This is a genomic window from Zhongshania borealis, assembly GCF_039539625.1.
Lineage (GTDB): Bacteria > Pseudomonadota > Gammaproteobacteria > Pseudomonadales > Spongiibacteraceae > Spongiibacter > Spongiibacter borealis.
Genome location: NZ_BAABDM010000001.1, coordinates 1,288,786 through 1,314,007, shown reverse-complemented (window position 1 = coordinate 1,314,007; position 25,222 = coordinate 1,288,786). Strand labels below are relative to the sequence as shown.

25 protein-coding genes are annotated in these 25,222 nt (G+C 50.0%); 11 read left to right on the top strand and 14 right to left on the bottom strand.

Annotated elements, in window-relative coordinates:
- Positions 1-78 precede the first annotated feature (78 nt).
- Positions 79-435: a hypothetical protein gene (locus ABD836_RS06170; protein WP_344933479.1), complete on the top strand. Its 357-nt coding sequence runs from the start codon at positions 79-81 to the stop codon at positions 433-435.
- A 312-nt stretch (positions 436-747) separates the two neighbouring features.
- On the opposite strand, the gene ABD836_RS06165 is transcribed toward ABD836_RS06170, so the two are convergent.
- On the bottom strand, positions 748-2,550 hold the full coding sequence (locus ABD836_RS06165) for an acyl-CoA dehydrogenase C-terminal domain-containing protein (protein ID WP_344933477.1): 1,803 nt from the start codon (positions 2,548-2,550) through the stop codon (positions 748-750).
- A gap of 305 nt (positions 2,551-2,855) precedes the next feature.
- Here ABD836_RS06165 and ABD836_RS06160 point away from each other — a divergent pair, with 305 nt between their 5' ends.
- Positions 2,856-3,977, top strand: a complete 1,122-nt coding sequence (locus ABD836_RS06160) for an enoyl-CoA hydratase/isomerase family protein (protein WP_344933474.1) — start codon at positions 2,856-2,858, stop codon at positions 3,975-3,977.
- Here ABD836_RS06160 and ABD836_RS06155 read toward each other — a convergent pair.
- From ABD836_RS06155 to ABD836_RS06140, 4 genes are read right to left on the bottom strand one after another with little or no spacing between them, the layout of a single operon-like run.
- Positions 3,952-4,557 (bottom strand): DUF2238 domain-containing protein, encoded by a 606-nt coding sequence (locus ABD836_RS06155; RefSeq protein ID WP_344933471.1) that lies wholly within the window; start codon positions 4,555-4,557, stop codon positions 3,952-3,954. The two genes, ABD836_RS06160 and ABD836_RS06155, sit on opposite strands and share 26 nt — an antisense overlap.
- 2 nt (positions 4,558-4,559) lie before the next feature.
- Positions 4,560-4,796 carry a hypothetical protein gene (locus tag ABD836_RS06150; RefSeq protein ID WP_344933469.1) on the bottom strand — a complete coding sequence of 79 codons (237 nt, stop codon included), beginning with the start codon at positions 4,794-4,796 and terminating at the stop codon, positions 4,560-4,562.
- 49 nt (positions 4,797-4,845) lie between these two features.
- On the bottom strand, positions 4,846-5,478 hold the full coding sequence (locus ABD836_RS06145; protein WP_344933466.1) for a hypothetical protein: 633 nt from the start codon (positions 5,476-5,478) through the stop codon (positions 4,846-4,848).
- A complete protein-coding gene (locus ABD836_RS06140) occupies positions 5,475-6,779 on the bottom strand; it encodes an ammonium transporter (protein ID WP_344933463.1) in 1,305 nt (434 codons plus the stop codon). Before ABD836_RS06140 ends, ABD836_RS06145 begins: the two co-directional genes overlap by 4 nt.
- A gap of 413 nt (positions 6,780-7,192) precedes the next feature.
- Here ABD836_RS06140 and ABD836_RS06135 point away from each other — a divergent pair, with 413 nt between their 5' ends.
- A complete protein-coding gene (locus ABD836_RS06135) occupies positions 7,193-7,411 on the top strand; it encodes a DUF2061 domain-containing protein (protein ID WP_344933460.1) in 219 nt (72 codons plus the stop codon).
- 56 nt (positions 7,412-7,467) lie between these two features.
- On the opposite strand, the gene ABD836_RS06130 is transcribed toward ABD836_RS06135, so the two are convergent.
- Genes ABD836_RS06130 through ABD836_RS06120 form a run of 3 tightly spaced genes read right to left on the bottom strand, consistent with a single transcriptional unit; the run spans position 7,468 to position 11,452 of the window.
- Positions 7,468-8,709: an acetyl-CoA acetyltransferase gene (locus ABD836_RS06130; RefSeq protein ID WP_344933457.1), complete on the bottom strand. Its 1,242-nt coding sequence runs from the start codon at positions 8,707-8,709 to the stop codon at positions 7,468-7,470.
- Positions 8,710-8,752: 43 nt separating this feature from the next.
- A complete protein-coding gene (locus tag ABD836_RS06125; protein WP_344933454.1) occupies positions 8,753-9,952 on the bottom strand; it encodes an acetyl-CoA C-acyltransferase in 1,200 nt (399 codons plus the stop codon).
- Positions 9,953-9,982: 30 nt separating this feature from the next.
- Positions 9,983-11,452: a carotenoid oxygenase family protein gene (locus ABD836_RS06120; protein ID WP_344933452.1), complete on the bottom strand. Its 1,470-nt coding sequence runs from the start codon at positions 11,450-11,452 to the stop codon at positions 9,983-9,985.
- A gap of 112 nt (positions 11,453-11,564) precedes the next feature.
- On the opposite strand from ABD836_RS06120, the gene ABD836_RS06115 reads away from it, so the two are divergent.
- The 3 genes from ABD836_RS06115 (at position 11,565) to ABD836_RS06105 (ending at position 13,737) form a co-directional block, all read left to right on the top strand.
- The gene (locus ABD836_RS06115; protein WP_344933449.1) at positions 11,565-12,515 is read left to right on the top strand and encodes a winged helix-turn-helix transcriptional regulator; all 951 of its coding nucleotides are present in this window, start codon (positions 11,565-11,567) and stop codon (positions 12,513-12,515) included.
- Between the two features lie 90 nt (positions 12,516-12,605).
- Positions 12,606-13,496 carry a DUF1295 domain-containing protein gene (locus ABD836_RS06110; protein WP_344933447.1) on the top strand — a complete coding sequence of 297 codons (891 nt, stop codon included), beginning with the start codon at positions 12,606-12,608 and terminating at the stop codon, positions 13,494-13,496.
- Between the two features lie 52 nt (positions 13,497-13,548).
- Positions 13,549-13,737, top strand: coding sequence for a hypothetical protein (locus ABD836_RS06105; protein WP_344933445.1), 189 nt, complete (start codon positions 13,549-13,551; stop codon positions 13,735-13,737).
- Positions 13,738-13,984: 247 nt separating this feature from the next.
- On the opposite strand, the gene ABD836_RS06100 is transcribed toward ABD836_RS06105, so the two are convergent.
- Together ABD836_RS06100 and ABD836_RS06095 are read right to left on the bottom strand one after the other, a co-directional pair.
- Complete coding sequence (locus ABD836_RS06100) at positions 13,985-15,172, bottom strand: lipid-transfer protein (RefSeq protein ID WP_344933442.1); 1,188 nt, start codon at positions 15,170-15,172, stop codon at positions 13,985-13,987.
- Positions 15,173-15,194: 22 nt separating this feature from the next.
- Positions 15,195-15,629 (bottom strand): Zn-ribbon domain-containing OB-fold protein, encoded by a 435-nt coding sequence (locus tag ABD836_RS06095; RefSeq protein WP_344933440.1) that lies wholly within the window; start codon positions 15,627-15,629, stop codon positions 15,195-15,197.
- A gap of 48 nt (positions 15,630-15,677) precedes the next feature.
- On the opposite strand from ABD836_RS06095, the gene ABD836_RS06090 reads away from it, so the two are divergent.
- From ABD836_RS06090 to ABD836_RS06075, 4 genes are all read left to right on the top strand, one after another.
- Positions 15,678-15,815, top strand: a complete 138-nt coding sequence (locus ABD836_RS06090; protein ID WP_344933437.1) for a hypothetical protein — start codon at positions 15,678-15,680, stop codon at positions 15,813-15,815.
- Between the two features lie 92 nt (positions 15,816-15,907).
- Positions 15,908-17,095 carry an acyl-CoA dehydrogenase family protein gene (locus ABD836_RS06085; RefSeq protein WP_344933434.1) on the top strand — a complete coding sequence of 396 codons (1,188 nt, stop codon included), beginning with the start codon at positions 15,908-15,910 and terminating at the stop codon, positions 17,093-17,095.
- Positions 17,096-17,119: 24 nt separating this feature from the next.
- On the top strand, positions 17,120-18,256 hold the full coding sequence (locus tag ABD836_RS06080; RefSeq protein WP_344933431.1) for an acyl-CoA dehydrogenase family protein: 1,137 nt from the start codon (positions 17,120-17,122) through the stop codon (positions 18,254-18,256).
- A gap of 180 nt (positions 18,257-18,436) precedes the next feature.
- Positions 18,437-18,850, top strand: a complete 414-nt coding sequence (locus ABD836_RS06075; RefSeq protein WP_344933428.1) for a hypothetical protein — start codon at positions 18,437-18,439, stop codon at positions 18,848-18,850.
- A 123-nt stretch (positions 18,851-18,973) separates the two neighbouring features.
- On the opposite strand, the gene ABD836_RS06070 is transcribed toward ABD836_RS06075, so the two are convergent.
- The 4 genes from ABD836_RS06070 to ABD836_RS06055 all read right to left on the bottom strand — a co-directional run bounded on the left by ABD836_RS06070 (position 18,974) and on the right by ABD836_RS06055 (position 22,561).
- Positions 18,974-19,519 (bottom strand): GFA family protein, encoded by a 546-nt coding sequence (locus ABD836_RS06070; protein WP_344933425.1) that lies wholly within the window; start codon positions 19,517-19,519, stop codon positions 18,974-18,976.
- 126 nt (positions 19,520-19,645) lie between these two features.
- Positions 19,646-20,479 (bottom strand): SDR family NAD(P)-dependent oxidoreductase, encoded by an 834-nt coding sequence (locus tag ABD836_RS06065; protein ID WP_344933423.1) that lies wholly within the window; start codon positions 20,477-20,479, stop codon positions 19,646-19,648.
- Positions 20,480-21,035: 556 nt separating this feature from the next.
- The gene (locus tag ABD836_RS06060) at positions 21,036-21,806 is read right to left on the bottom strand and encodes an SDR family oxidoreductase (RefSeq protein ID WP_344933420.1); all 771 of its coding nucleotides are present in this window, start codon (positions 21,804-21,806) and stop codon (positions 21,036-21,038) included.
- 35 nt (positions 21,807-21,841) lie between these two features.
- Positions 21,842-22,561: a glutathione S-transferase family protein gene (locus ABD836_RS06055; protein WP_344933417.1), complete on the bottom strand. Its 720-nt coding sequence runs from the start codon at positions 22,559-22,561 to the stop codon at positions 21,842-21,844.
- 220 nt (positions 22,562-22,781) lie between these two features.
- Between ABD836_RS06055 and ABD836_RS06050 the strand changes: the two genes are divergently transcribed.
- Complete coding sequence (locus ABD836_RS06050; protein WP_344933415.1) at positions 22,782-25,196, top strand: TonB-dependent receptor; 2,415 nt, start codon at positions 22,782-22,784, stop codon at positions 25,194-25,196.
- The last annotated feature ends 26 nt before the right edge of the window (positions 25,197-25,222 follow it).

Here is a 25,222-nt window from a genome sequence, read left to right as displayed (position 1 = left end):
GTACATCTCAGGATCACCGCTGTTGTAAAAGGATATATATCTAAACTGCAGTATGGTTAACATAGAAGCGAGAAAACCATGAATAAGATATTACTTCCTAGCTTTTTATCTTGTCTGTTGTGCACTACAGCACCCGTTGCTATTGCGGCGCCAGAGAATTGTTTAGATTGGGATGTGCAGGATTTTCCTGCAAATTCAGAACAATCAAGCTGTGCTTACTTTAATCAAAACAAAGTGTCGACGCGCTTTTTGGTTAGAAACAGCTGCGATAGCAAAATCAATGGTGTATTTACCTACTACAAAGATGATTTGGCGAAAAAGCCGATTATGAGTGTGCAGTCGTTTAGTGTTGATCCGGGTGAGACTGAAGAAGTGGCAAATCCCTGCGATATTCAAACGAACAGTGCCTACCACGTATCCCAAGTAAGTTATTAAGTGATATAGCTGCGCTGCATAGCGGCGTCTATGCCCTCGAATGTAAAATCCTTGCAGTTCGCACTGCGGGGATTTTTTTGCGCCGAATTACTGCCTTTCGGTCAGCTGGATTAGTGAAGGGTAAGTCGTCTTCGATCAATACCCATCAGGTTTTCCGTGTGCTGTTCATAGCGTCGTAGTGAATTTTGGCGTGGAGTAGGCGTGAGAAGTAGATCGCTTTAGTTTCTAATTAGGCTTGCTATAACGCAAAATCCCCGCAGTTCGCACTGCGGGGATTTTTTACACCGAGTTACTGATTTTTGGTCAGCTGGATTAGCGAACGGTAAAGCGTTCCAGATCCATGCCCATTACGCTATCAGTGCTGCTGCCCATAGAGCCACCGTGAGCTTTGGCACGGGGTAGCAAGCGAGAGAAGTAGAACTCAGCAGTTTCTAATTTGGCTTGGTAGAAAGCAGGATCACCTTCGCCGCTGGCTAGCTTAGTCGCTGCAACTTCTGCCATTCTAGCCCAGTAGTAAGCCATTGATAGGTAACCGCTGTACATCAAGAAGTCGTACGACGCTGCACCGACGGCATCGCGATTTTTGGAGGCGCGAGCAACCATTTTCACGGTGTGCCAGTTCCACGCCAAGGTGTAGCCAATGAGTTTGGCTGAGTAGCCGCGACGCTTGCCACCGATTAAGTTTTTAAAGCCAAACTTATAGAGCTTTTTGCAGAAACCGCCGTAGAGTTTAAAGCCGTCTAGTACAACTTTACGACCAATTAAATCCATGGCTTGAATACCAGTGGTGCCTTCGTACAAAGTAGAAATACGGGCATCGCGGTATATCTGTTCCATACCGTGCTCTTTAATGTAGCCGTGACCACCAAAAACCTGCATGGCATTGCTCGCTGACTCTAAACCGGTTTCGGTCAAGAATGCTTTCAAAATAGGGGTTAAAAAGCCCAGTTCGTTTTCAGCGGCATCGCGCTCGGCCTGAGTGTCGGCCTGTACCATGTGGTCTGAATATTTTGCTGCGTCATAGATCATTGCACGGCCACCTTCAGCAAAGGCTTTGGCGGTGAGCAGCATACGGCGCACATCAGGGTGATGAATGATTGCATCGCCTGGTTTGTCTGGGTTTTTAGTGCCAGACAAAGAACGCATGGAATAGCGGTCCATAGCGTAAGGCAGGGCATTTTGGTAAGCCAGTTCTGACGCAGCAAGACCTTGAATTGCCGTACCAATTCGCGCGGTGTTCATAAAGGTGAACATGGCGTTCAGGCCTTCATTTTCTTTACCGAGTAAGTAGCCGGTGGCTTCGTCAAAGTTGATTACGCACGTTGAGTTACCGTGAATACCCATTTTGTGCTCGATGCTGCCGCACTTAACGTTGTTGCGTTCGCCAAGAGTACCGTCGGCGTTAACGTTAACCTTGGGTACGATAAATAACGAGATACCTTTGGTGCCTTCAGGGGCGCCAGGGGTACGTGCCAAAACGATATGAATAATGTTTTCGGTGAGATCGTGCTCGCCAGCTGAAATGAAGATTTTACTACCAGTGAGTCGGTAACTGCCGTCTTCATTTAGTTCGGCTTTACTTTTCATTTGACCAAGGTCTGAGCCGCAATGCGCTTCAGTTAAGCACATGGTGCCTGTCCACGTGCCTTCACAGAGTTTAGGCATATATTGGTTTTTCTGCTCTTCGGTGCCGTGAACATATACTGTGTTCATTGCGCCCAAGCTTAGGCCGGGGTACATGCCCCAGGACCAGTTCGCGGTGCCAATGAGTTCTGATTTAATCAGTCCTAGTGACATTGGCAGGCCTTGGCCGCCGTATTCCGTTGGGTGAGACAATCCCTGCCAGCCACCATCTACCCACATTTGGTAAGCTTCTTTGAAACCGGTGGGGGTTGTGACTTCGCTGTCGTTCCAGGTGCAGCCTTCCTCATCACCCACTTTATTCAGTGGCGCGAGTACTTCTTCAGCAAATTTTGCGGCTTCAGCGGTGATGGCTTCGACCATATCCGGTGTGGCTTCTGCACCCGCGGAAATGGTTTTGTAGTGATTCTGGTAATCTAAGACTTCATTAAGGACGAAGTCGATGTCTCTAACTGGCGCTTTAAATATAGTCATTTGGAGCCTCTGCACTTATTCCCAGGATACGGGGTAACGATCAACGCGGTGGAGCATAACGGATGCACGTAGGTGGGCAATTGGCCGCTTTGTCTTCAGGCGGTGACGCTGCGGTCAATATGGCGCGTAATGTCATAGCAGGTACGGTGTGCAGTAATGCCTAGGGAATTACACCTACTGGCTAGGATTTGGATTTTTGTGCTGTGCAATACTGGGCTTGAGACCGCTTTCTTCTAGGAGGATACTGTTCGTTGAAACTCGCTCGACTCTAACTAAATTCATGTGGTTTGTGTGGAGATTTAGCCTTGCAAATTGAATATGCAGTATGTCTAGAACGCCATCCCCTGCCCGCGGGAGGTTACCTCGCGCAACTTACCTTGAACGCTCCAGCACGAATGAATGCCCTGACCTTAGAAATGGTTACGCTACTCCATCGCCTATTGCTGGAGTTGCGAGACGATAACGAGGCGGTGGCCGTATTTCTTGATGGTGCCGGTAGCCGCGGTTTTTGTGTGGGTGCTGATGCCCTGCGTATGCGTGCTTCGGCGCTCGGTAATCCCGGTGGTGCGGCGGTTGAGGCCGAGGCATTTTTTGCCCGTGAATACGCCGCCGCTTACCTTATTCATACGTTCCCAAAACCGGTGGTGTGTTGGGGTGCTGGAATTGTGATGGGCGCAGGACTGGGGCTAATGGTGGGGGCAAGTCACCGCATAGTGACGGATAGTAGTCAGATAGCGATGCCTGAGATCAGTATCGGTTTATTCCCAAATGTTGGGGCAAGTTGGTTTTTAGGCCAAATGCCTGGCCATTGCGGTTTGTTTACCGCCTTAACCGGTGTGGAATTATCACCGGCGGACGCGCTTTATACAGGCTTGGCCGACTATTGTCTGACGGACAGCAGTAAAACTGAAGTATTGCGTAAATTACTGTCATTGGAATGGTGTGATGATCCGCAGTGGAATACAGAGTGTCTTACTGAGTGCTTAACTGATATCGAAGCGGATCAGGGCGCAACGCTAGGTGCGGCGTCTTTAAAGAATTACCGTGGCTGGATTGACGATATTTGCAGTCGGGCCAATGCTGCCGACGTCAGTAAGCTTATTCGTCAGTATCGTGGTGCTGATGCATGGTTGCTGAAGGCTAGCCAAGGCCATGCGCGAGGCGCGGCGAGTACCGCCAAGTTGATCTTTCGCCAGTTGGAGTCAGGTCGCAAGCTGAGCCTGCTTGATGTGTTTCGTATGGAGTTAATTTTGTCTGCTAATCGCGTGCGCGACCCAGAGTTCGCTGAAGGCGTGCGGGCGCGATTAATTGATCGCGATTGCGACCCCCGGTGGTGTTATCGCTGTATCGACGAGGTTCCCGATCTGGAGCTGGACGCGATGTTCAAGGCTCCCTGGGCGATTAGTCCCCTCGACGCATTACTGTAACTTGGCGCTGGTGTAATCGGCTTAAGCTTATTAGTGCAACAAAAGCGCCGATCATCGCCATCGCCATGTCGGATTGGGTGTCCCAAACATAGCCTTGGGTGCCAAGGAAGGCCTCAGCGTCTTCGCCACTCAGTTCGGCAACCCACCATTCTATTAATTCGTAAAATGCACTAATACCAAGGCAAATAAACACAATAATGCTGTTTAGCCATTTGGGATTGCTAATCACTTGTTGTCTAATGAACAACTCTCGGCAGACCAGAGCGGGGATAAACCCTTGGGCGAAGTGCCCAAGTTTGTCGTAGTGGTTGCGTTGCCAGTGAAACTGTTCGGCGAGCCAATCAAAGGCGGGGACTTCGGCGTAGGTATAGTGGCCGCCAATCATGAGTATAACGCTGTGAATCAAAACTAAAATGTAGAGCAATGGCGTTAAGCGGAAACGCCGGCGAGTCGCCGCCATGATGCCAAGCGCAATAATCGCGGGTGCGACTTCAAGTCCCCAGGTAAAGCTGTCTTTGGGATTGATGCCCGACCAAATAAGCGTGCCGCTGAATATTCCCAACCACCAAAATACCGCCATACTTAAATTCCCTCGTCGTGCATTTTCTGGTTGCGGCGGTCGAGATCCTGCTGCAATTGCTGCTTCATGCTTTTTGCTGCGCCCAAGCCCTGCTGTTGAGGTGTCGTTAGCACGGTTTTGCTGCTTGCCGTGCTGCTGGGCTTTTCGCTGCACGCCGCAATGAACAAACAGGTAATTAAAAACAGTAAGGAAGTAGGACGTGACAAAATGGCGGTGGCGGTGGAGTGATATTTTTGCAAGGTAAACTCCAATTTTGTGTGGCGCCGATCGCCACGCAATATTGGCGATTTACAGCAGGCTGTCGATAAATTGGTCGAGTTCGGGGTGTTGGCGCTGCACCTCATTAACACCTTGAGCCAGAATTCTGTCTGCGCGCACTGGACCGAAGTTTTCGCAGAGCAAGACATAGTACTGGTTCAGTAGCTTCTGTAGAAGGGCGGTGGGGGCATTGTTTAGTCTTAATGCTTGGCGTGTGCCTAGCCAATTTTGCAGCGCTTCAAGAATCGCTAACGGTAGCTGCCGTTGGCGCAGCGCCGCGAAGAGCTCAATACGTAATTTATGCTGCAGGGAATCATCAATTTGATTCATCATGGCGAGCATTAATTCGGCGTAGGCTTGACTCGGCGATGCGGCCTCGGGGCGGTCGGATTCATGGTGATCTGGTCCGCGCGGATCGGCCAGTAACTCCGTGCTTTCCTGGGTCATGGCATGTAATAGACTGCGCAGTATGCTGGCACGCTTGTCTTTTAGGCCATTGTTCTGGCAGATGTCGGCAACGTAGCGCTGCAGTGCCAGACTGGGTTGATCGGCGTAACGGTTTTCCCAGTGGGTGACCGCTTTCATGGCGCCAGCTTCGTCAAAAAAGGGTTGAAGGCCAGTATAGATGGCGCGGCGGCGATCGCTGAGGCTGCGTTTGCTCATACGCGTTGGCCTAGATTACTTGCGCGGTCAGCGGTATAGGCGACATTGCCAGAATTGAATTCCGGGTAGCCAATCTCGGCGTGTTCACTTAAATCCAAACCGCGCTGTTCATGTTGACTGGGTGCCCGTAGGCCCATCACAAGGTCAATAGCAAAATACATGATTAAGGCGCAGCAGAATGTCCAGATAAAGCAGGCGGCAATACCAATTAATTGCACACTGATCAGATGGGTGTCAAAAAGATTACCGGTGTAAAACATGCCTGCCGCAAGGGTTCCCCAAGCGCCAGCAAAGCCGTGAGCAGATACGGCGCCCACTACGTCATCTAACTGCATGCGCAATAAGAGTTTACTGCCGAGGCTACAAACCACGCCGCCCACTGCGCCGGTGAGTACGGCGTAGGCGGGTAGCATGGTCGCGCAGCCAGCGGTAATCGCCACTAGACCGGCGATACTGCCGTTAACCGTTTCGGTCAGCAGTATTGGTCGGCGAGTAATAACCGCCAATAGCATACTGGCACTGGCGCCTGCAGCGGCGGCCAACTGAGTGTTTAAGTTGATAAGGCCGATATCAACACTGGCGCTGAGCGTGGAGCCACCATTAAAACCGAACCAGCCAAACCATAGAATGAAGCCGCCCAAGGCTACATAGCTAAGATTGTGGCCGCGTAACTCGCGAACTGCGCCGTGCTTGTTAAATCGCCCTAGGCGAGGCCCCAGTATGATAATGCCCGCCAAGGCCGTCCACGCGCCTACCGAGTGAACAACCGTCGACCCAGCAAAATCGATAAAGCCTAATTGCGCTAACCAGCCGTCGGCGTTCCACACCCAGCTACCAAAAATAGGGTAGATCACCGCAGTAATAAACAAGGCGCCAATCAAGTAGCCGTCAAAGCGAGTGCGCTCAGCCATGGCGCCACTGGCGATGGTGACTGCCGTGGCAGCAAACATGGTTTGGAAGAGCAATACGCCGTAGGTGCTTGGGTCGCTGTCATTAATGAAAAATAAATCGGTTCCTATAAATCCGCTCGGGTTGCTGCCAAACATCAAGCCATAGCCCAGCGCCCAAAATACGATGGTGCCAAGGCAGACATCCATGTAATTTTTCATCACAACATTCAGGGCGTTTTTACTTCGTGACATGCCGCATTCAAGGAGAGCGAATCCGGCTTGCATCAAGAATACCAAGGCGCTCGCGGTGACTAGCCAGACCATATCAGTAGCGGGACTTGGCTCATCCGCAAAAGCCGATGAGGAGAATACTAAGATGAATAATGCAAAAACGCGGTGCATTTTTTTCATTGGCTACCTTTGCTTCTATGGTGGTAGCGCACTGAATTGGCGCAACCCGTGAATTAAGGGGTAGCAACAGCTATGCCATTTATTTCGGGGAAAACGTAAATTCTAATTCGCGGAAATGGGGTGATGTGCAGCAATGCGACGAGAACAGAGCGTTGCGAGGTAATTAATTGGTGCGAAATTGCAAACATTGTTTAAGTTTGGTGCGGTAGCGTGCGTAACGCTGGTGCTGGATTGGCTATAGTTATTATTAATTAATATCATGGGTTTAATTGTTTTTGAGTATTTGTTGGGCGGGGCTATTATTGGCGTGTTCCGGAAAACTATCGCGTTTAATGGCTGCTTATCGTTAGTCGCCAGTGAATGAAACGTTTCGGGAGCCAGTATCGACTAACTTGGGAGCTTTGGAGGCCACAATGAGAAAGACAATTAGTTTTGCCATGATGCATTTTTGCGTTGCATTTTCGGTGGCCTACCTGCTTACCGGTAGTGCGGTGATGGGGGGCGCATTGGCGTTAATAGAACCCGCAGTGAATACTGTCGTGTTTTACTTTCACGAGAAAGCGTGGGGGAAGTGGGATAAGCCACGACGACGATTACAGGATAATGCTGGAAGTATGGTCGCGAATGCTTGACTGGTATTGACGCTAGGTCGCTGAGAAGATCGTCAATACCTGCGCCGTTGCGAGCCCTAGGTGTGCGCCTTGCCAACAATAAAGCTCGCGCAAGTGGTTGCGCTACCGCCTAAATTAAACGTCATTACATTTTGTGCGTTGTCGATCTGGTAATCACCGGCGCTACCTGAAATTTGCTTGTAGCTGTCGAGTAGCATTCTTACACCGGTAGCACCCACGGGGTGTCCTAGGCCCATGAGACCACCGCTTATATTTACGGGCAATTTTCCACTGCGGCTTATATCGCCATTTTCAATGGCTTTCCATGCGTCGCCGGGTGGGTAGAGACCGCTGTGATCAAGAATCATATATTCTGTAATATTGAAGCAGTCATGGACCTCTAACCCGTCAATGCTGCTGAGGCTATTCATGCGTGCGCGTTTTAATGTCTGTTGGAATAATGCGTTTATATGGGGGAAAAGAAATCCTTCGGGCTCGCTCAGGCGTAATTTTTCCTTGAATGAGATTGGCGCGTTGACATGGCCCCAGCCGTTGATCGTCGGGATAGCGCTTAATGCGATGTTATGTCGGGCCGCGTATTGGGCTGCCTTGCGCTCCGTTGCCAAGAAAACCACGGCGGCACCGTCGGTGATTTGGCCGCAATCTTGTTTGCGAATATCGCCGCTAACAATTGGGTTGGCGCTCTCATTATTGCTGAAACTGTCTTCGTTGAATTGCCATTGCCGGGTCTGGGCATTGGGGTTGAGGCGCGCGCTGGCAAAGTTTTGTTTCGAGATAGCGTAGAGGTAATCTTTGTTTAACGAGTAACGCTCTTCATATAACGAGAGCATATTATTGAACGCGCATGGCCAGACAAAATCTGTTTCGGTCCACTCTTGGCTGGCCCACGCTGCGGGGCGTAAGTTGGCGGCGGCTTGGTCACCACTGACATTACGCATGATTTCAATGCCGAGCACGCACGCTGTCTCGTAACGGCCAGCCTCAAGATCTGCCATGGCGGCAAGGATCGCCATCGAACCGGAGGCGCACGCTGCTTCATGAGCGGAAGCGGGCATATAATGCATAGCCGGGTCGACGTGACCGAAAAAACCGCCGAGGTGAGCTTGGCCGGAAAAAAGTGATGACACAAAATTGCCAACGTGGCCGACCTCTATCTCAGCGGCGTTGAGTTTGCACGCTGCAAGACCTGAGCGCACCGTATCAACAAATAAGTCAGAAACAGCCTGATTCGCGCGGATAATATTTTGGGCAAAATCGCTTTGATACCCACCTAGAATATAAATTTTTTGTGCGTTCATGGCGTGTCCTAGTTATTTATCTAATTCGGCGCGGTCTTCGGCTTTATAAACGTTCAATCAGTGTGCTAACACCGACACCGGCGCCGCCACAGATACTGACGATGCCCCGCTGCAAGTCTTGCCGTTCCATTTCATCGAGCAGTGTTCCCATCAGGTTGCCGCCTGTCGCACCCAGCGGGTGGCCAAGGGCAATAGCGCCACCATTAACATTTAACTTCTCACTGGCAATATTAAAATGTTTTTGAAAGTACAAAACGCTGGCTGCAAAAGATTCATTCACTTCCCAGAGGTCAATATCGGCCGCTTTTAATCCGGTAGCCGAGAAGAGTTTTTCGGTAGCCCGTAAATGCCCGGTGAGCATTCTGACCGGTTCGTCGCTGCCATTTGCATAGTGAGTAATACGCGCACGGGGCGTCAGAGACAGGCGCTTGCAGGCGTCCTTGCTGGCGAGTAAAAGTAGTGAAGCACCATCAACCAGCGCGGGAGAATTGCCCGCGGTGTGCAGCGGGGTAAGAATGCTTGCGGGGTAAACCTGATTGACAAGACGCTGACCCTGTTCGACAAAGTCGGCGAAGCTAGAGGGCAGTGCCGCTAACTTATCGCGGTTTAATTGTGGGCGCAGGGCATTGTCACGGGCTAATAATGGCTGACCATTCTGATCGCATATTGGAATTAGCGAACGTGCAAAGTAAGCTTTGTCTGTGGCACTAGCAGCGCGCTGATGAGATTGCAGCGCGCAGGCGTCGAGCTGTTCGCGGCTAAAGTCCTGCTGGCTTGCAATTAAATCGGCGGACAAACCCATGTGCATAAAACGCGTTGCTTTCATTACCTTCGGGTCGCTATACCAAGGGCCTCGGTCAGAAAACATCGGCACGGCACTGAGTTGTTCGACTCCGCCGGCAATTAATACCGATTCCATACCAGACATGATTTTACTCGCAGCGAGATTGATGGCATCTAGACCAGAGCAACAAAAGCGATTTAAAGTCACGCCAGAAACGCGGTCTGACCATCCCGCGTAGAGTGCAGCAATTTTGGCGATATTGGCACCTTGGTCGCCGGTTTGGGTAGAGCAACCCAGCAGTACATCTTCAACCTCGGCACTGTCGAGCTGATTGCGCTCGGCAATGGCGTTAAATAATGGCCGCAACAGGTCAACGGGCTTGAGTGCTGCGTACGCCGCTTCGCCGCGGATACTGGCGCGGGGAATTCTGACGGCATCGACTATCATGGCGCTGGGCATGGGTATTCCTTTTCAATCTCAATTGGAATTTTATTTTTGATAGCGGCGAATACTTTCGCCACTTGCCCACGTGGCATGCGTGCCACTACAAATTCGATGCGGGAGTATGATGCGGCAAACGGGCCCCGCTTCAATGTCCTTGGCGTCAATGAGTACACACTCAGAGCGATTTTCCTTCATGTCAGTAATAAAGCTAACCAAGTAGCCGTCGTCCTCATCCTTGGCGTTAATACGCGGGGCAAAGGGTGCTTCGCTGCCAAAGCGCTGCTCACCAAAGGCCAGGCTCCACGATTCGCCTGTGTCTAAGTCGTGCTTGACCATGCCGGAGAACAAAAACCAATTAGGTTCGCCCGATACTGAGTATATGTAGCGGTGTTTGCGACCCGCGTATTGCTGATTGATGGTGCCAAACTCAAGTGCGCGGTCATCTAAACGCTGCTCATTCACGGCCCCCGTTTTTAAGTTAAAACGCCAACGATGCAATTTTGACTGAAAGGAATGAATGTCGATATTCGCCATCATCTTACCCGCAGCACGTGGTAGGCCTGGTAGTGGTTCAGGGTCGGGATTATCTTGAAAATAGCCATCTAAGACGATTTCGTCACCTTCCTCATAGGCATTCATCCAGTGCAGTACAAACGTGGCTGAGGCTTCGAACCACTGTATATCCTCGCTGTTGCCATAGCGTGGCAATATGGCAAATCGTGTAGGCATATCCGGGTGATAGCCCGCGTGATAGCGCCCACTTTTTAAGAGTTCTGGATCCCAGAACATCGGCAAATCGGCAAGTATGGAATAGTTTTCTGAGAACGCCATATCGTGGGGTAGCCGAGGTCCCGGCAGCGGAACCGGCGTGTAATGCACCAGTTTATTATTACGATCTACTACGCCGTAATGCTGGTAGGGTGGGTAAGTGGAGTAGTTAAAGAACAGCATTTCTCCTGTGCGTTCATCTACCTTAGGGTGCGCTGAAATGCCGTCTATTGGTGTCCAGCTTTCCGTTCCTAATTGCTCAAGGGTGTACGGGTCCAAGCGATAGCCATCACCGCATTGCCAAAAAGTCGAGACGACCTCACCGGCATGAATGACGACGTCCGTTGAAGACGCGTCTTTTACGCCGCCCTGTGCACCCCAGCCTGGTCTCACTGACATGCTGGGCTGGTTGGCAATACCTGCCCAAAGTGCTTCTCCGGCCTCTTGCTCGGCATTAAAACCTTTGGTTCGTACAAATCGATTGCGGTATTCCGCTTTGCCGTCCTTAAAGGACATGCTGTGAATCATGCCGTCACCATCAAATGGGTGGTAGTGACCAATGGGTTCTTGCACGGGGTTTTCGGTATTTCGGATGTATACGCCGTCGATGTCATCCGGAATTTGGCCAATAACCTCCATATCGGTCGCAGTGTACTCAGTAAAATTCGGTGTCCAAGCGCCATTAAGGTAGGGGTGATGGCTGGCTTTAAGGCTGGATTTAACGATGTTTTTGTAAGTGACTGGCATGGGTTTGTCCTAGAAATCTGTTGTACGTTAGTAATTATTAGTTGCTTGCATTATGAGACTAATCTATATTTTGTCAATATTGATCTGGGCATTGGAATTTCGGAAATGAGAAATGAGTAGCAATCATCTGGTCGTTAACAGCGCTATTGCCGAGAGCTTAGACGTGATTGGTGATCGCTGGTCGCTACTGATTTTGCGCGATGCATTTTTGGGGCGTCGTCGTTTTGAAGAGTTTCGGCGTTACACCGGCGCAAGCAAAGCGACGCTGACGAGACGTTTGGCGGCGTTGATTGCGCAGGGGCTTATGGTTAAGCGCGCTACGTCACCGTCTTCTCGTCGCCAAGAGTATTGCCTAAGCGCGAAGGGGTCCGGTTTGTTTCCCGTTTCTCTGCTGGCGTGGCAGTGGGAACATGAATGGTTGCCGAACGCCTCGATCAGTTTGCCCAATGAACTTATTCACCGTTGTTGTAAACGGCCAATAGCACCGCAAGCGGTGTGCGGTCATTGTGAGCAAGGTGTATCACTTGATGAAATTCAGCTTGCGACATCAGCAGTTAAAAGCGGTAAACATATAAACGAGATTAAGTCCTTAAGCGGGCAGCGGCGGGTCCGGTCGGCATCCGCCCCAGAAAGTGCGGATCTACGATTGGCTGGCATAAGCGACTTGATTGGTGATCGTTGGACCCTGCTGTTACTGATATCTGCTTTTTTCGGTACCAAGCGTTATGAGGCTTTTGCCAAGCAGCTGCAAATTGCCTCTAACATTCTGAGTTCGCGTTTGAACCTGCTGGTCGACAACGCCGTTTTGCAGCGCCAAAGCTACCAAGACTCGCCACCGCGCGAGGAATATAAACTCACGGCGAAAGGGGTATCGCTTTTTGCCATTGTGATTGCTATGCGCCAATGGGCGGTAGAGTGGGAAGCCGATCCCGATGCAGTGGCCGGTTTACTGCACGGTAGTTGTGGTGCGCTGTTAGGTATCAAGGTGAAGTGTGGTAGCTGCGGCGAGATAGTGGCACGTGAGGATATTGAGTATGCATTGCCTGACGATAATACAGAGTAACACGTAGGTTTTTACTGGAAAGTGACCATAAAAAAACAAAAATAAAGTGGCTAATTTGCTTGAAGGCTGCAGTAACTAGAGGGCATAGAGATGAAAAAAACAATTATTTGTGCAGGGTTAATCGTACTTTGCGTAGTCATTGCCGTTGGATTGTCCTTCGCCGGAGGCGATGGTGGGCTGCATTATGGAGGCTATCCTGCGCTGCTAATCTGCGCTGTAATCGCAATAGCTATCCAATGGCTAGCGTTTATTCCAGCCTATATTTTTCAAACAGAACATTATTTTGATCTCATTGGCAGTAGCACTTACGTGATTGTTGTTCTATTGGCACTCATGCTCAGTTCTGGCTCGGAGCAGGGTTTTGACAATCGAGGGCTCTTACTCGCCGCATTAGTCGTGATATGGGCCGCTCGCCTCGGACCATTTTTATTTCGACGGGTTAAACAAGCGGGAAAAGATGGCCGCTTTGATGAAATTAAGGTATCGATACCTGGCTTTTTATTGACGTGGACACTGCAAGGGCTGTGGGTTTTTGTCACGCTAGTTGCGGCTTTGACCGCCATGACCAGCCAGTATCAGGCGCCTTTAGGCGTGATTTCCTTACTCGGCGCGGGTGTATGGCTTCTGGGCTTTGCCCTCGAAGTCGTTGCCGATGCCCAAAAATCAGCCTTTAACAAACGGTCAGAAAATAAAGGGAAATTTATCAATGTTGGGTTGTGGCGTTGGTCCAGACACCCAAACTACTTTGGTGAAATTGTGCTGTGGTTTGGTGTTGCGTTGATAGCAGTACCTGTATTTCAAGGTTGGCAATGGTTGAGCCTGATTTCACCCCTATTTGTTATTTTTTTACTGACGAGGGTCAGCGGCGTGCCACTACTGGAAAAGCGTGCCGACGCGAAATGGGGGGGGCAAACAGATTATGAAAACTATAAAGCCGCAACCGCGACTTTAATCCCGCGGCCGCCCAAGGGCGCAGTTTAACTCTTTGCGGTGTCGGTGATACCCACAAAATAATAATAGATATGAAGTTTTTATGATAAAGCGATTGGGCGTTTTCGCCTTAATGTTGGCGGCGCAGGATGTGTTTGCACGGGGCGCACCGGTGCTCGAAGAGGTAATAATAACCGTTCAAAAGCGCGAGGAAAGCTTGCAGGATGTGCCAATTTCATTGGTGCCAATTAAGTTGCAGTCCAAGCAATTACCTAAGATAAAAACGTTTTGAATAAAGCGAACACAAGGGATATCCCCACCAAAGGAAGAATCCAGCGACTTAGCTTAGCTTGCTGTTCTGCGTTAGCTTTGGGTGCGTAACGTTCGATCACTGGAATAATGATAATTAAAGCGATAAATAACACCGCGAGTAAGCTGAGCAAGGTCGACATAGATGGCCATCACTGATTATAGGAATTTGATTAGCCTAACTAGAGTAGCATAGATAGAAAGGGCGCTCGGTGAGCGCCCTGTAGGTCTTATTTTTTAAGAATGACTGAGGAACCGTGTCCGAAGAGCCCCTGATTCGCAGTAATGCCGACTTTGGCATTAGCGACTTGGCGTTCACCGGCTTGGCCACGCAGCTGCCAGGTTAGCTCACATACTTGGGCTAGGGCTTGTGCGGGCACCGCTTCACCAAAACAGGCTAAACCGCCGGAGGCATTTACTGGCAAGCGGCCGCCAATACGGGTAACGCCTTCGCGCACTAATTGGGCGGCTTCGCCTCGGGCGCAAAATTGCAGATCTTCGTACCAGTCTAGTTCCAGTGCCGAAGATAGATCGTAAACCTCGGCTAGGCTGACATCCTCTGGGCCGATACCTGCCTGTTCGTAGGCCTGTTTGGGCAGGGCTGCACGAAAACTGTGGGCTTCTACACCGGCGGCGGCCGCAGAGTCGGTGGCAATATCTGGCATCTCAACAACGGCGCTAGCAAAGGTCGGGGTGACGGTAGATACCGCGGCAACCTTTACAGCGTCGGCCTTACCCATGCGCTTGGCGTAATCCATGCTGGTAACAATCATTGCGGCGCCACCGTCTGATGTGGCGCAAATCTGTAAGAGACGCAGGGGATCAGCCACCATCGCCGAGTTCATGATCTCTTCCATGGTGAATTTCTTTTTATAGCGGGCATTGGGGTTGGTAAAACCGTGCTCGCTGTTTTTGATCTTCACCAGACCAAAATCCTGCTCGGTGTCGCCGTATAAATCCATGCGGCGGCGGGCGTATAGGGCAAAGTAAGTGGGGTTGGTAATGCCCAGATAAAAACGTAGCCAATCCGGATCTTCAGGACGGTAGCCTTTGGCGGGGGCTAAAAACCCTTTCGGTGTGGTGTCGGCACCAACCACGAGGGCGACTTCGCATTCGCCAGCCAGTATTTTTGCGCGGGCGGCCGCCAGTGCTTGCGAGCCTGAGGCACAGGCCGCGTAAGAGGTGTTTACCTGCGCGCCCTGCCAACCCAGTGCTTGTGCAATGGTCGCCCCGGCGACATAGCCAGGGTAGCCGCAGCGCATTGTTGCGGCGCCAGACACAAAGCCAACGTCTTGCCACGGAATACCGGCGTCTTTTAACGCAGCGCGCGCGGCGTAGACACCGTATTCACTAAAATTCTTACCCCATTTACCCCAGGGATGCATACCAACGCCCAATACTGCAATATCTTGACTCATTCTTTGCTTCTCCTTGGGGTGCTTAGCGCACTGGCTGCCATTTCCAGGTGACTTTAATGGCATCGTCGTCTTCGTGCAGCGTTTCTAAAACCAGCTCTGCAGACTGCCCCACTTTTAATTGATCAACATCCACGCCTTTAACAACTTGGCCAAGAATGATCATTTGTTCTTTCTCTAGCTCTACTGCCGCAATGGCATAGGGCACGTAAGGGTCTTCGGCTACAAAGGGCTCTGGCGGTTTGTAGCAAGCATTGGTGTATGACCAGATTTTGCCCCTGCGACTGAGTTCAACTTCGCTAAACTCGCTGCTGTCACAGGCGGGATTTTTGCAAAAGCTTAAGGTCTTGGGGAAATAGTAGGTGCCGCAGTGATCACAGCAGGCGCCGATTAAATGCGGGGTATCCGTGTTAAGGGTAAACCAGCCGTCAATAGCGGCCTGCACGGGTTTGTTGCTCATGGTCTGTCTCCACCGGGTGGACGATTACTAACACGGGAAGTTTTGCTTATGGCCCGCGTGATTTGTATCAAGTTAACAGGGGAATCATCGCAAGATCGGGTGCTTGGCACTATCGTCTATATGGCTGAGAACACGGCATTGATCATTGGCAGCGGTGCTCAATTGCTTGACCGCTATTGTCACTAGGGTGAGTGAATTTGCAATTGTCGGGGTTAACTCAGGGCTTATGATTGCCTCATAAGAATGAAAGCCACGTGTGGCGTTTACAGGGGCCAGAAATGAAAGTTGAATTTACTGCAGCGCAAGATGCGCTGCGCAAAGAATTGCGCAGCTATTTTGAGCAATTAATGACACCAGCGCTAAAGGCCGAATGCGACGAAGCCATGGGCGAGGGTGGCGGGCCGCTGTGGCGCGAAGCGCTGCGCCAAATGGGCAAAGACGGCTGGATCGGTGTCGGTTGGCCTAAAGAGTTAGGTGGCCGAGGGATGAGCCCCATCGAGCAGTTTATTTTTGTCGAAGAGGTGATGCGCGCAGGTTATCCCTTCCCCTTTCTCACAACTGAGTCAGTTGGTCCGCAGCTCGCGGAGTTTGGTAACGAAAGTCAAAAACGCGATATCGTCCCTAAAATATTGGCAGGCGAGTGCCTTATTGCCATTGGCTATTCCGAACCCGGTGCCGGCACGGATTTAGCCAGTTTGAAAACCACCGCTGTTAAAGATGGCGACGAGTGGGTGATTAACGGTCAAAAAATGTGGACGAGCTTGGCGCATTTCTGCGACTACGTGTGGCTAGCCTGCCGCACTGACCCCGACGCAGCCAAACCCCATAAGGGCATTTCAATGTTCATGGTGCCTACCAGTGACCCCGGCTGGAGTTGCAGCCCTGTGGTCACCTTGGGCGGTGTGCGCACCAATGCCACCTTTTACGACAATATCAGAGTGCCTGCCGACGCTATGGTGGGCGAGCTCAACGGCGGCTGGAAACTGATTACCAGCCAGCTCAATCGCGAGCGCCTGAGTCTGGTTAATTTTGGCCCCACTGCTGAAATGTTTAATAACGTTGTGCGTTGGGCGCAGCAAATGGACATGCCAGCCGGTGGTAAATTAATCGACGAACCTTGGGTGCAAATGAATTTAGCCAAGGTGCGTACCGGTGTCGAAGCCTTGAAATTGGTTTGCTATAAACAAGCCTGGGCAATGACCGAGGGCAAGCTAGAAATGGCAGACGCATCAGCAGCCAAAGTCTATGGTTCTGAGTTTTTTATAGAGGTCTATCGTCTACTCGGCGAGATCATTGGCCAAGCCAGTTTGGTCAACCGCAAAACCGAGGGCGCGAATGCGATGGCGTCGCGCATTGAACGTTTGTACCGCACCGCATCAATCATCACCTTTGGTGGCGGCACCAACGAAATTCAACGCGATATTATTTCCGCCGCAGGCCTGTGGATGCCTCGCGCTTCACGCTAGTGGGCATCAAATTAGGAGCTAATTATGGATTTTGGATTTTCTGAACAGCAGCGCGACGTACAAAACTTGGCGCGCCAAATTTTGGGTGACAATGTTTGCCCAGAGAGCTTAGCGCAGTATGACGCCTATAAAGCTGATCGCTTTGACCGGGAATTGTGGGCGAAATTAGCGGAGGCCGGTTTGCTGGGGCTGGCTATTGCCGAAGAGCAGGGCGGTATGGGCTTTGGTTATTTTGAGATTGCGCTATTGATTGAAGAGGCTGGCCGTAGCATTGCGCCCTTGCCCCTGATATCACATTTGGTATCCGCTGCGCTGCCGATACAGCAGTTTGGCAGTGCTGAGCAAAAGCAGCGTTACTTACCTGGTGTTAGCAGCGGGGAGATCATCCTTAGTGCCGCGCTCGCGGAGCCATATAACGAAGACCCTACGCAGCCAATCTTGACCACGGCGACCGCAGACGGTGAGAGCTTGGTGCTTAGCGGTGACAAAACCGCTGTGCCCTTTGCCCATCTTGCTGATCGCATCCTACTTTCAGTGAAAATGGCCGACGGCGTGGCAGTGGTGTTACTCGACCCCAAAGCAGCTGGCGTCAGCTTAACGCCAATGCAAGTAACCACCTATGAACCTCAGTTTGCCCTGAGTCTGGACAAGGTCCGCATTGCGCCAGAAGATATTTTGGCTGGTCCAGAAAATGGTCGTGCTGTAATGCAATGGCTAACAGAGCGAACCACGGTTGCATTGTGTGCTCACCAGCTGGGTGCCAGTGATAAGGCCATGCGCATGACCGCGTCGTATACCGCCGAGCGGAAGCAATTTGGGGTGTTAATCTCCACCTTTCAGGCCGTTGGTCATCGCGCTGCCAATTGCTTTATCGACGTTGAGTGTTTGCGCTTAAACACCTACCAAGCCGTAAGCCGTTTAGATGGCGGCTTAGATGCGGTTAACGAAGTGCATATCGCAAAAATCTGGGCTGGCGATGTGGGTCACCGAGTCAGTTATGCTGCGCAGCATTTGCATGGCGGTACTGGCATCGACCGCGACTACCCGCTGTGGCGTTACTGTACTTGGCTACGTTATAACGAAATGACCTTGGGGAGTTCCGCCAAGAATCTCGCCAGCCTGGGTAAGCGCATAGCGGCAGGGGAGGCTTTCTGCCGTTAGCGCTGACCTGCTTTGCTTTACGTATAACTAAAAACCGTCGCTTTTGCGGCGGTTTTTAGTTTTGGCAAGGTAAGAGCTAGCCGCGTAACGCGCAGCACAGCGTTCCGACGAAAGGCGGGTGTTATTCCTCGACCACAGTGTTAGCATCAAAGCCAAGGCAATAATAACGAGGCGAGAATAATGAACCGTAATACCTTGCTTAAGAAAGCTGGGCTGATGGCAGTATTAGTTGGCGTTACAACAAGCTCCTTTGCTATTGAAAGCGGTGATATTGAAAGCCGTGTGGGTTTTATCGACGAAAGCACCGGTGCTAAGGTTGAGGCTGTTGAGCGTGGCGAGCAATCGGGGGAGTATCGCGTACTAATCTCCATTCCGGGTAAAGACGACGCAGCGCCAGTAGAAATTGAAGAAGTACTTGTCAGCGCGCCCAGAATCGACCAAGACGATATTCCCAAACCTAGTCGCTATGAATTTGTAAGCGATTACAACAATGCCGACCGCTATGGCCTGTATATCTATATTGGGAAAAATAAAGACTGGCCGTTTCGTATTTACTTCAAAGATCACGACCGAGGCTTATTGCACAATCATTAAATAGATTGGTCTATGCCTGTATAGGGGGAGGCCCTTTGCATGGTGCCTTGTCAGGCTTGAATCTTAAATACTTACTTTTTTAGGCTGATGATCCTTTTGGCTTTTAAGTCCATTTCATCGCCTTTACTGGTCATTTAATTCTCCTGATACGACGTCAATTTTGGGAGACCGAAATCCCATGGCGAGCCATGCTTTGAATAATTTAATATAAAAAATGAATGTATGGGTATTTGGGTTAGGGACATTATCAGCTAGTTCAACTCCAACAGGACGACTCCGTGTCATTGTTCTTAAATCCAACGCTGGTAGTGCCTCAGAGCGCCAAAGAAGCCCGTAAATGCTGAGCCAATGTCCGTTGCTAAATTCAAGAAAGATGGGGGTATTGCAACAAGTTGCGATTACTCGGCGTGTTGGTAAGTCTTTTTCTAGAGAATATTGTTTAAGTTGATTTGAGCCTGAATGAAACTTTACTTTGTCTTTTCGATAAAGAACAAATCTTGTTGCTTGGTTTTGATCAAGAATTTTTGGTGCGCCATCGAGAGTCTGAAGGAAAGCACCTGCTTCCTGACAATCGGTGCACAAACACTCTGCATTAATGATGGGTTTCCCAATCACAGCGAGTGTCACTTCTCCGCAGCCACATTCTAGTGTGGTTCTAGTCTCAGTCATTTTTTGACCTAATATCGGTGTACCTAAATTGACTTAACGGGGGAGTGGGACGTACCTAATCGCATGATGCAGCCGTGTTTCCATCCCAGTTTAAGTTCTATTCATTCTAAGTAATTGTCTCTGAACTCAAACGTACTTAAAGCCAGTCAGTCTTTCACTCTCTGACCACAACCAGTCAGATATTGACGCGCTCATGGCTTGTTTGCTGACCTTCTTAGGCTTGCAATCTTTAAAATAGCCGCCCGTAATATTCAAATTCTTGGTAAGGAAAACGCCGGTTTCTGCGCCTTTATCTGGTGCTCTAGCAACCACTCGCCGAAATAATGGGAAAATAACATTAAGCGATTTAGGAAAGGCCTGAGATAACATTGGTGTATCAACTATCCCAGGGTCAAAACAATTGACTGATACTTGTGTATTGCTAAGCATCCCAGCAAGCTTTTTAGTAAACAAAATAGAGTAAAGCTTGCTATTACAATAGGCTTTTTCAGCATCAAAGCTATTCTTCAACTCAATATCATTGAGATCGATTTTTGCATCGCTGTGTCTAAATGAAGCCGTGTTGATGATGCTCGCGTTTTCTGAGGCTTTAAGCAGAGGAAGTAGCTTTCCTGATAAAACGTACGGCGCTAGCTGGTTAACCGCTAAAGTCATTTCAATATTATCCTGAGACATTGAAATTGTTTCGCTTGACCATACGCCTGCGTTATTTATAAGGAAGTCAACTTTATCTGTTATGCCCTTGATTTCATTGACAGCATTATTGATTGAGAAAAATGAATCTAACTCACAATTGATAAAGTGAATGGTGTTCTTTAATGGTGATTTTTTCACCATGTCATTAAATTTTTTCTCATCACGTCCTAAAACGAAAAAAACAGCTTCTCTCGTTTTGTCGAGTTCGTAAATCCAGTTCACGCCGAAGCCTGAAGTTGCTCCAGTAATTACAATGTGTTCCATAAAATCTCCGGACTATTGATGAGGTCTAATATTAGTATGTCAATTTCGCTCAGTTTACCTAAATTGCTGCACTACAATAAAACTGGTGTAACTCATCGAATTTATAATGAAAATCAATGCCGAGTCGTGTTTAGGCAAAAAATGCGTTAATACAGGTGCTTTTACTCGGGTCTCATCTGTCTGGGCTCACGCTCCTATTTGGTCGATCTCAAAATCCATTTTTGGGGAAGGCTGCAACACAACAAACACTCAATTCCCGCAATCTGAGCATAAATCCTCGCGATGAGAAAATATACCGTTTATACAGCCCAAAGTGATACTGGTGTATGAGATTTGGTATGTTCGTTGTTGTGGTAAAGCCGCAATGCTGGACTTGCTCCAGCATCTAGGGGGGGTTCGGGCGCTGTGTAGATGGTATTGGACTCTGAATTAAGTTCAGAATGATGGCGTATAGGAAGTAATATCTGCTGTGACTTTCGCTCCAACCCCCGCAGATTGACCTCCTGGGTTTATTTAACCCTTATGCTAGTTTGCGGCTTGTTTTTGTGCGGCTATATTAACCAGCACTAACGACGGAGCCGCCGTCAATGACGAGTAGCCCGCCGGTCATATATGCGGCCGCTCGCGAACATAAATAAATGGCGGTGCCAGCGGCATCTTCAAGTGCGCCGACGCGTCCCATGGGAATGCTGCTATTGAGTGCTTCTTCGTCTTCCATTAGAAATGCAGTCATATTGCTGGGAAAGAAGCCGGGAGCAATGGCATTGACGTTTATATTGTCTTTTACCAAGCTCGCCGCTAATTGCTGGGTCAGCTGAAGGACGGCTGCTTTGCTCGCAGAATATGAGAATGTGTTTTGATGTGAGTAGCGCAGGGCATAAACCGAAGACAGGTTAATGATGCGGGCGGGGTCTCCGGTGCGTGCCGCTGCGCGTAGTTGTGGCAATAACTGCTGGCTCAGGAAAAAAACCGATTTAACATTGAGGTCCATGACTTTGTCCCAGCCGTGCTCGGGGAACTCGTCAATGGGTGCGCCCCAGGTGGCACCGGCGTTATTAACGAGAATATCGAGGCTGTTTTCATGTTTGGCGATCTCGGCGGCGCATTGCTTAACACCCTCAAGTTCGGCGAGGTCGGCGACAATCGCAATGCACTCGCCAAATTCCGACAAGCGGGCGCAGGTCGCGTCTAGCTCTTGCCGCTTACGGGCGGTGATGTAGACTTTGGCGCCAGCGCGCAAAAAGCCCTCTGCAATCATGGCACCGATTCCGCGGGAGCCGCCGGTGACTAAGGCGACTTTGCCTTTAATAGAAAAGAGATCCTGCATAATATTGTCCCTGCGCGTGACGTGATGAGATGGGTTTAGCGTGCTCGAAATTGTTCTTCGCCAAAGGAATAAGACCAGGTTTTTTCGTCTAATTCCATTTTGTAATTCGGCGGGAGTTTGTATACCCAGCCGTGAATAAGGTCTTTTCCGCGCTCCACGGCGGGGCGCTGTTCGATTCGCTTAAACCAATTGAATAAATTTGGATAATTTTTTTCGAGGTGGATATCAATAAGTGGTAAGCAGCGTATCCATGGCCAGCAAGCGATATCGGCAATGGAATAGTCCCCTGCGAGATACTCACGGTTCTGTAGATGCCCTTCTAAGACGCGACACTGGCGCAGGCTTTCGTTCAAATAGCGTTCCCTTGCGTAGTCCTGCTGAACTCTCGCATAGCGAACAAAGTGGTGTGCCTGGCCTTGCATGGGGCCGATACCGGCTACTTGAAACATAAGCCACTGTAGTTGTCGGTAGCGCAGCACCGGTTCGCTGGCGAGCAATTTACCGCATTTTTCGGCTAGGTAGATGAGAATGGCGCCGGTTTCAAAAATGCTGATTGGCTGCTGGTTGCTGTCGAGAAGGTCGTGATCGACCAGAACGGGTAATTTATTGTTGGGATTTAAGGCGAGCAGCTCCGGTTTGAATTGATCGCCGACACTAATGTCATAAGGAATTACGCGGTACTCTAGGCCGAGCTCTTCTAAGGCAATTGAGATTTTATGACCATTAGGGGTTGGTACGGTATGCAGGTCTATCATGCTGAGATCTCTCTTATTATATGTCAATTATATTGACATTTGTGTTGTTGGGCTGTCCAGTGAAATTTATAGTCACGTGGATTTATATGAGGAAATAATGAGCACTTGACGACGGCGAATTGACGGGGTATTAATGTAAATTATATTGACAATGTGATGCTGCAAACGGTCGTATATATAAGCGCGTTATTTGAACATAATAATAAGTCAGGTGCATATCATGCTTAGACGAAAAAGCTCGCGGGCAGTGAGTTTGGGGTTTGGTTTGAGTTCGGCTATTGTTTTGGCTTCGCCCCATTTAGCCTTGGCAGAAGACAATGCCGAATATCAAGAACTGAAGGTTGAACGCCGAATCTTGGAAGAGGTGGTGGTTAGCGCTCAAAAAGTTGATCAGTCGTCGCAAGACGTTCCCATATCATTAACCATCGTCAGTGGCGACTTTATGCGTGAGGTTGGCGCCACGGGCTTGCAAGATATAGCGCCGTATATTCCCAATGTGCGATTTTCCTCTGACACTGATCCAGCGCTCGCCCAGATCAATATTCGTGGCTTTGGTTCTAATCCCCTTAATTCCGCCTTCGATAGCTCGGTGGGCTTTGTTCAGGACGATATATTTTTTAATCGGCCGTCGTATTACAACGAGGCGATGTTTGATATTGCCCGGGTTGAAGTGCTTCGTGGCCCGCAGGGAACCTTGTTCGGCAAAAACACCATTGCTGGGGTGTTTAACGTCACCACCAAGGGGCCAAGCGAGGAGTTCTCCGGCGATGTTCGATTTAAGCGTACAGACCCAGCTGAGCAAAATGTCGAGTTGGGCGTTGGGGGCGCAATCACCGACTGGTTGGGAATACGCGTTGCCGCCTCAGATGTCAGTCGCGATGGTCAGTTAGAAAACCAATTCTTAAATCGCCAAGACGACGAGCATGATCAAAACGGTCAGCGTATAAAGCTTTTGTTCACCCCAACGGAACAGCTGTCGGTTGAGCTAATGGGCGTGCGTTCTGAAACCTCGGCAAATTACTGGGGTCTGCAGCTTGCTAAGTTAGATAATGGCACGCGGTCGTTTCTTGAAAACTACGATGCCAATATTGAAGACGACCCCTATAATTTCACGAGCTCGTATAATCAGCCCGGATTTATTGGGAAAACCTCCGATATCCTTGGTTTAAAGACTGAATGGAATATCGGTCCCGTTGGTGCGTTGTCTAATTTGAGTATGGCTGTCGTAGTAGGTGATACCGAACTGACTATCGATAGTCTTGTTGATCTGGATGCTTCGCCAGCTGACCTTGCAACGTTAAAAGTGGTGTCAGATTATGAACAGCAGTCGTTAGAATGGCGCTTTACCGGCTCTGCAGAAAGTTTGTTTGGGCTTGGTACCGGCGTTGAATTTGTGGTGGGTGCTTATGTGTTTGACTCCCGCTTTCGCCAAAATGTAGAGATCGCGGTGGGCGAGGATTTTGGCGCCTACCTCACCACAGAAGATGCCTTCCAGTTGATTGCGGGCAGCGCGCCGCCGGGCAGTGGTGTTTTAGGTGCTTTGAATTTAGCCGGTATCGGCTTGATTAGCGATCTTACGGCTGCTGCCATCGGCGACGACTACGTGCGGTTAGACTATTTGCTGAACGTTGAGGCCCAGGCGATTTTTGCGCAAATGAGCTGGTCACTCAGTGAAAGATTTGTTGTAACGCCGGGAATACGCTTTAACCGCGAGAACAAAGTGGCGGATGCCAGCGGCGCCGGTGTCTGCCAAACGGCAGCGCTGGGTACCCCTTGTATTATGGCGCTAGCGCTTAGTGCGGAAGATTACGACGAGCGCGGTTTAAAACGCAGCGAAGATGATGTGTCGCCCAAGCTATCGCTACAGTATTACCTAAATACCGATAGCAATGTTTTCTTAACCTATGCACGCGGATTTAAAAGCGGCGGTTTTAATGCCTCGTCGTTTGGTGGTGAAGATCTCGCCTTTGAGCCAGAAGAGGCGGCGACCATTGAGGCGGGTTTTAAAGGAGAATATTTTGACAATACCCTGCGTTTAAACGCCGCGATTTACCAAACCCAATTCGACAATTTGCAGGTGCTGGCCTTTAATGGCGCGTTCTTTGATGTGACCAACGCGGCGTCGGCAATTTCCCGTGGACTTGAAATGGACTTTGTCTGGCTGACGCCGTTCGAGCCGCTCAGTGTGATGGGTTCTTTAGGTCTGCTTGATGCGCGATACGACAGTTACCCGAATGCGCCAGCGCCGGTTTCGGCTGGTGTAAACAGTAATCAGGATCTCAGCGGCAAGCGCATTGCCTTTGCGCCGGAGCAAAGCGCGAGTATAACGCCAACGTTAATTTTGCCGGTATTTGGTTTGGCCATGCAGACCAGTGTCGATTTGCTCTACCAGGGTGATCAATATACCGACGGTGATCTTGACCCCAACAGCTACCTACCGGGATTCACTCAGGTGTCGGCACGGATTAGTCTTGGCGCGCCGGATCAACGCTGGGCATTGAGTTTGGGGGTAAGCAACTTAACGGATGAGCGGGTGTTAAATCAGGTATTGGATACGGTGTTTTTTCCCGGTACTTACAATGCACGGCAAAAGTCTGGGCGTAAGGTCTTTGGGGCTTTGTCACTGGCTTGGTAATGTGGAGGAGGGCGCTCACCGCAATA

Coding starts and splice junctions, on each gene's coding strand:
- ABD836_RS06170 (WP_344933479.1), top strand. CDS start 79: ATGAATAAGATATTACTTCCTAGCTTTTTATCTTGTCTGTTGTGCACT.
- ABD836_RS06165 (WP_344933477.1), bottom strand. CDS start 2,550: ATGACTATATTTAAAGCGCCAGTTAGAGACATCGACTTCGTCCTTAAT.
- ABD836_RS06155 (WP_344933471.1), bottom strand. CDS start 4,557: ATGGCGGTATTTTGGTGGTTGGGAATATTCAGCGGCACGCTTATTTGG.
- ABD836_RS06145 (WP_344933466.1), bottom strand. CDS start 5,478: ATGAGCAAACGCAGCCTCAGCGATCGCCGCCGCGCCATCTATACTGGC.
- ABD836_RS06140 (WP_344933463.1), bottom strand. CDS start 6,779: ATGAAAAAAATGCACCGCGTTTTTGCATTATTCATCTTAGTATTCTCC.
- ABD836_RS06135 (WP_344933460.1), top strand. CDS start 7,193: ATGAGAAAGACAATTAGTTTTGCCATGATGCATTTTTGCGTTGCATTT.
- ABD836_RS06130 (WP_344933457.1), bottom strand. CDS start 8,709: ATGAACGCACAAAAAATTTATATTCTAGGTGGGTATCAAAGCGATTTT.
- ABD836_RS06125 (WP_344933454.1), bottom strand. CDS start 9,952: ATGCCCAGCGCCATGATAGTCGATGCCGTCAGAATTCCCCGCGCCAGT.
- ABD836_RS06120 (WP_344933452.1), bottom strand. CDS start 11,452: ATGCCAGTCACTTACAAAAACATCGTTAAATCCAGCCTTAAAGCCAGC.
- ABD836_RS06115 (WP_344933449.1), top strand. CDS start 11,565: ATGAGTAGCAATCATCTGGTCGTTAACAGCGCTATTGCCGAGAGCTTA.
- ABD836_RS06110 (WP_344933447.1), top strand. CDS start 12,606: ATGAAAAAAACAATTATTTGTGCAGGGTTAATCGTACTTTGCGTAGTC.
- ABD836_RS06105 (WP_344933445.1), top strand. CDS start 13,549: ATGATAAAGCGATTGGGCGTTTTCGCCTTAATGTTGGCGGCGCAGGAT.
- ABD836_RS06100 (WP_344933442.1), bottom strand. CDS start 15,172: ATGAGTCAAGATATTGCAGTATTGGGCGTTGGTATGCATCCCTGGGGT.
- ABD836_RS06095 (WP_344933440.1), bottom strand. CDS start 15,629: ATGAGCAACAAACCCGTGCAGGCCGCTATTGACGGCTGGTTTACCCTT.
- ABD836_RS06090 (WP_344933437.1), top strand. CDS start 15,678: ATGGCCCGCGTGATTTGTATCAAGTTAACAGGGGAATCATCGCAAGAT.
- ABD836_RS06085 (WP_344933434.1), top strand. CDS start 15,908: ATGAAAGTTGAATTTACTGCAGCGCAAGATGCGCTGCGCAAAGAATTG.
- ABD836_RS06080 (WP_344933431.1), top strand. CDS start 17,120: ATGGATTTTGGATTTTCTGAACAGCAGCGCGACGTACAAAACTTGGCG.
- ABD836_RS06075 (WP_344933428.1), top strand. CDS start 18,437: ATGAACCGTAATACCTTGCTTAAGAAAGCTGGGCTGATGGCAGTATTA.
- ABD836_RS06070 (WP_344933425.1), bottom strand. CDS start 19,519: ATGACTGAGACTAGAACCACACTAGAATGTGGCTGCGGAGAAGTGACA.
- ABD836_RS06065 (WP_344933423.1), bottom strand. CDS start 20,479: ATGGAACACATTGTAATTACTGGAGCAACTTCAGGCTTCGGCGTGAAC.
- ABD836_RS06060 (WP_344933420.1), bottom strand. CDS start 21,806: ATGCAGGATCTCTTTTCTATTAAAGGCAAAGTCGCCTTAGTCACCGGC.
- ABD836_RS06055 (WP_344933417.1), bottom strand. CDS start 22,561: ATGATAGACCTGCATACCGTACCAACCCCTAATGGTCATAAAATCTCA.
- ABD836_RS06050 (WP_344933415.1), top strand. CDS start 22,782: ATGCTTAGACGAAAAAGCTCGCGGGCAGTGAGTTTGGGGTTTGGTTTG.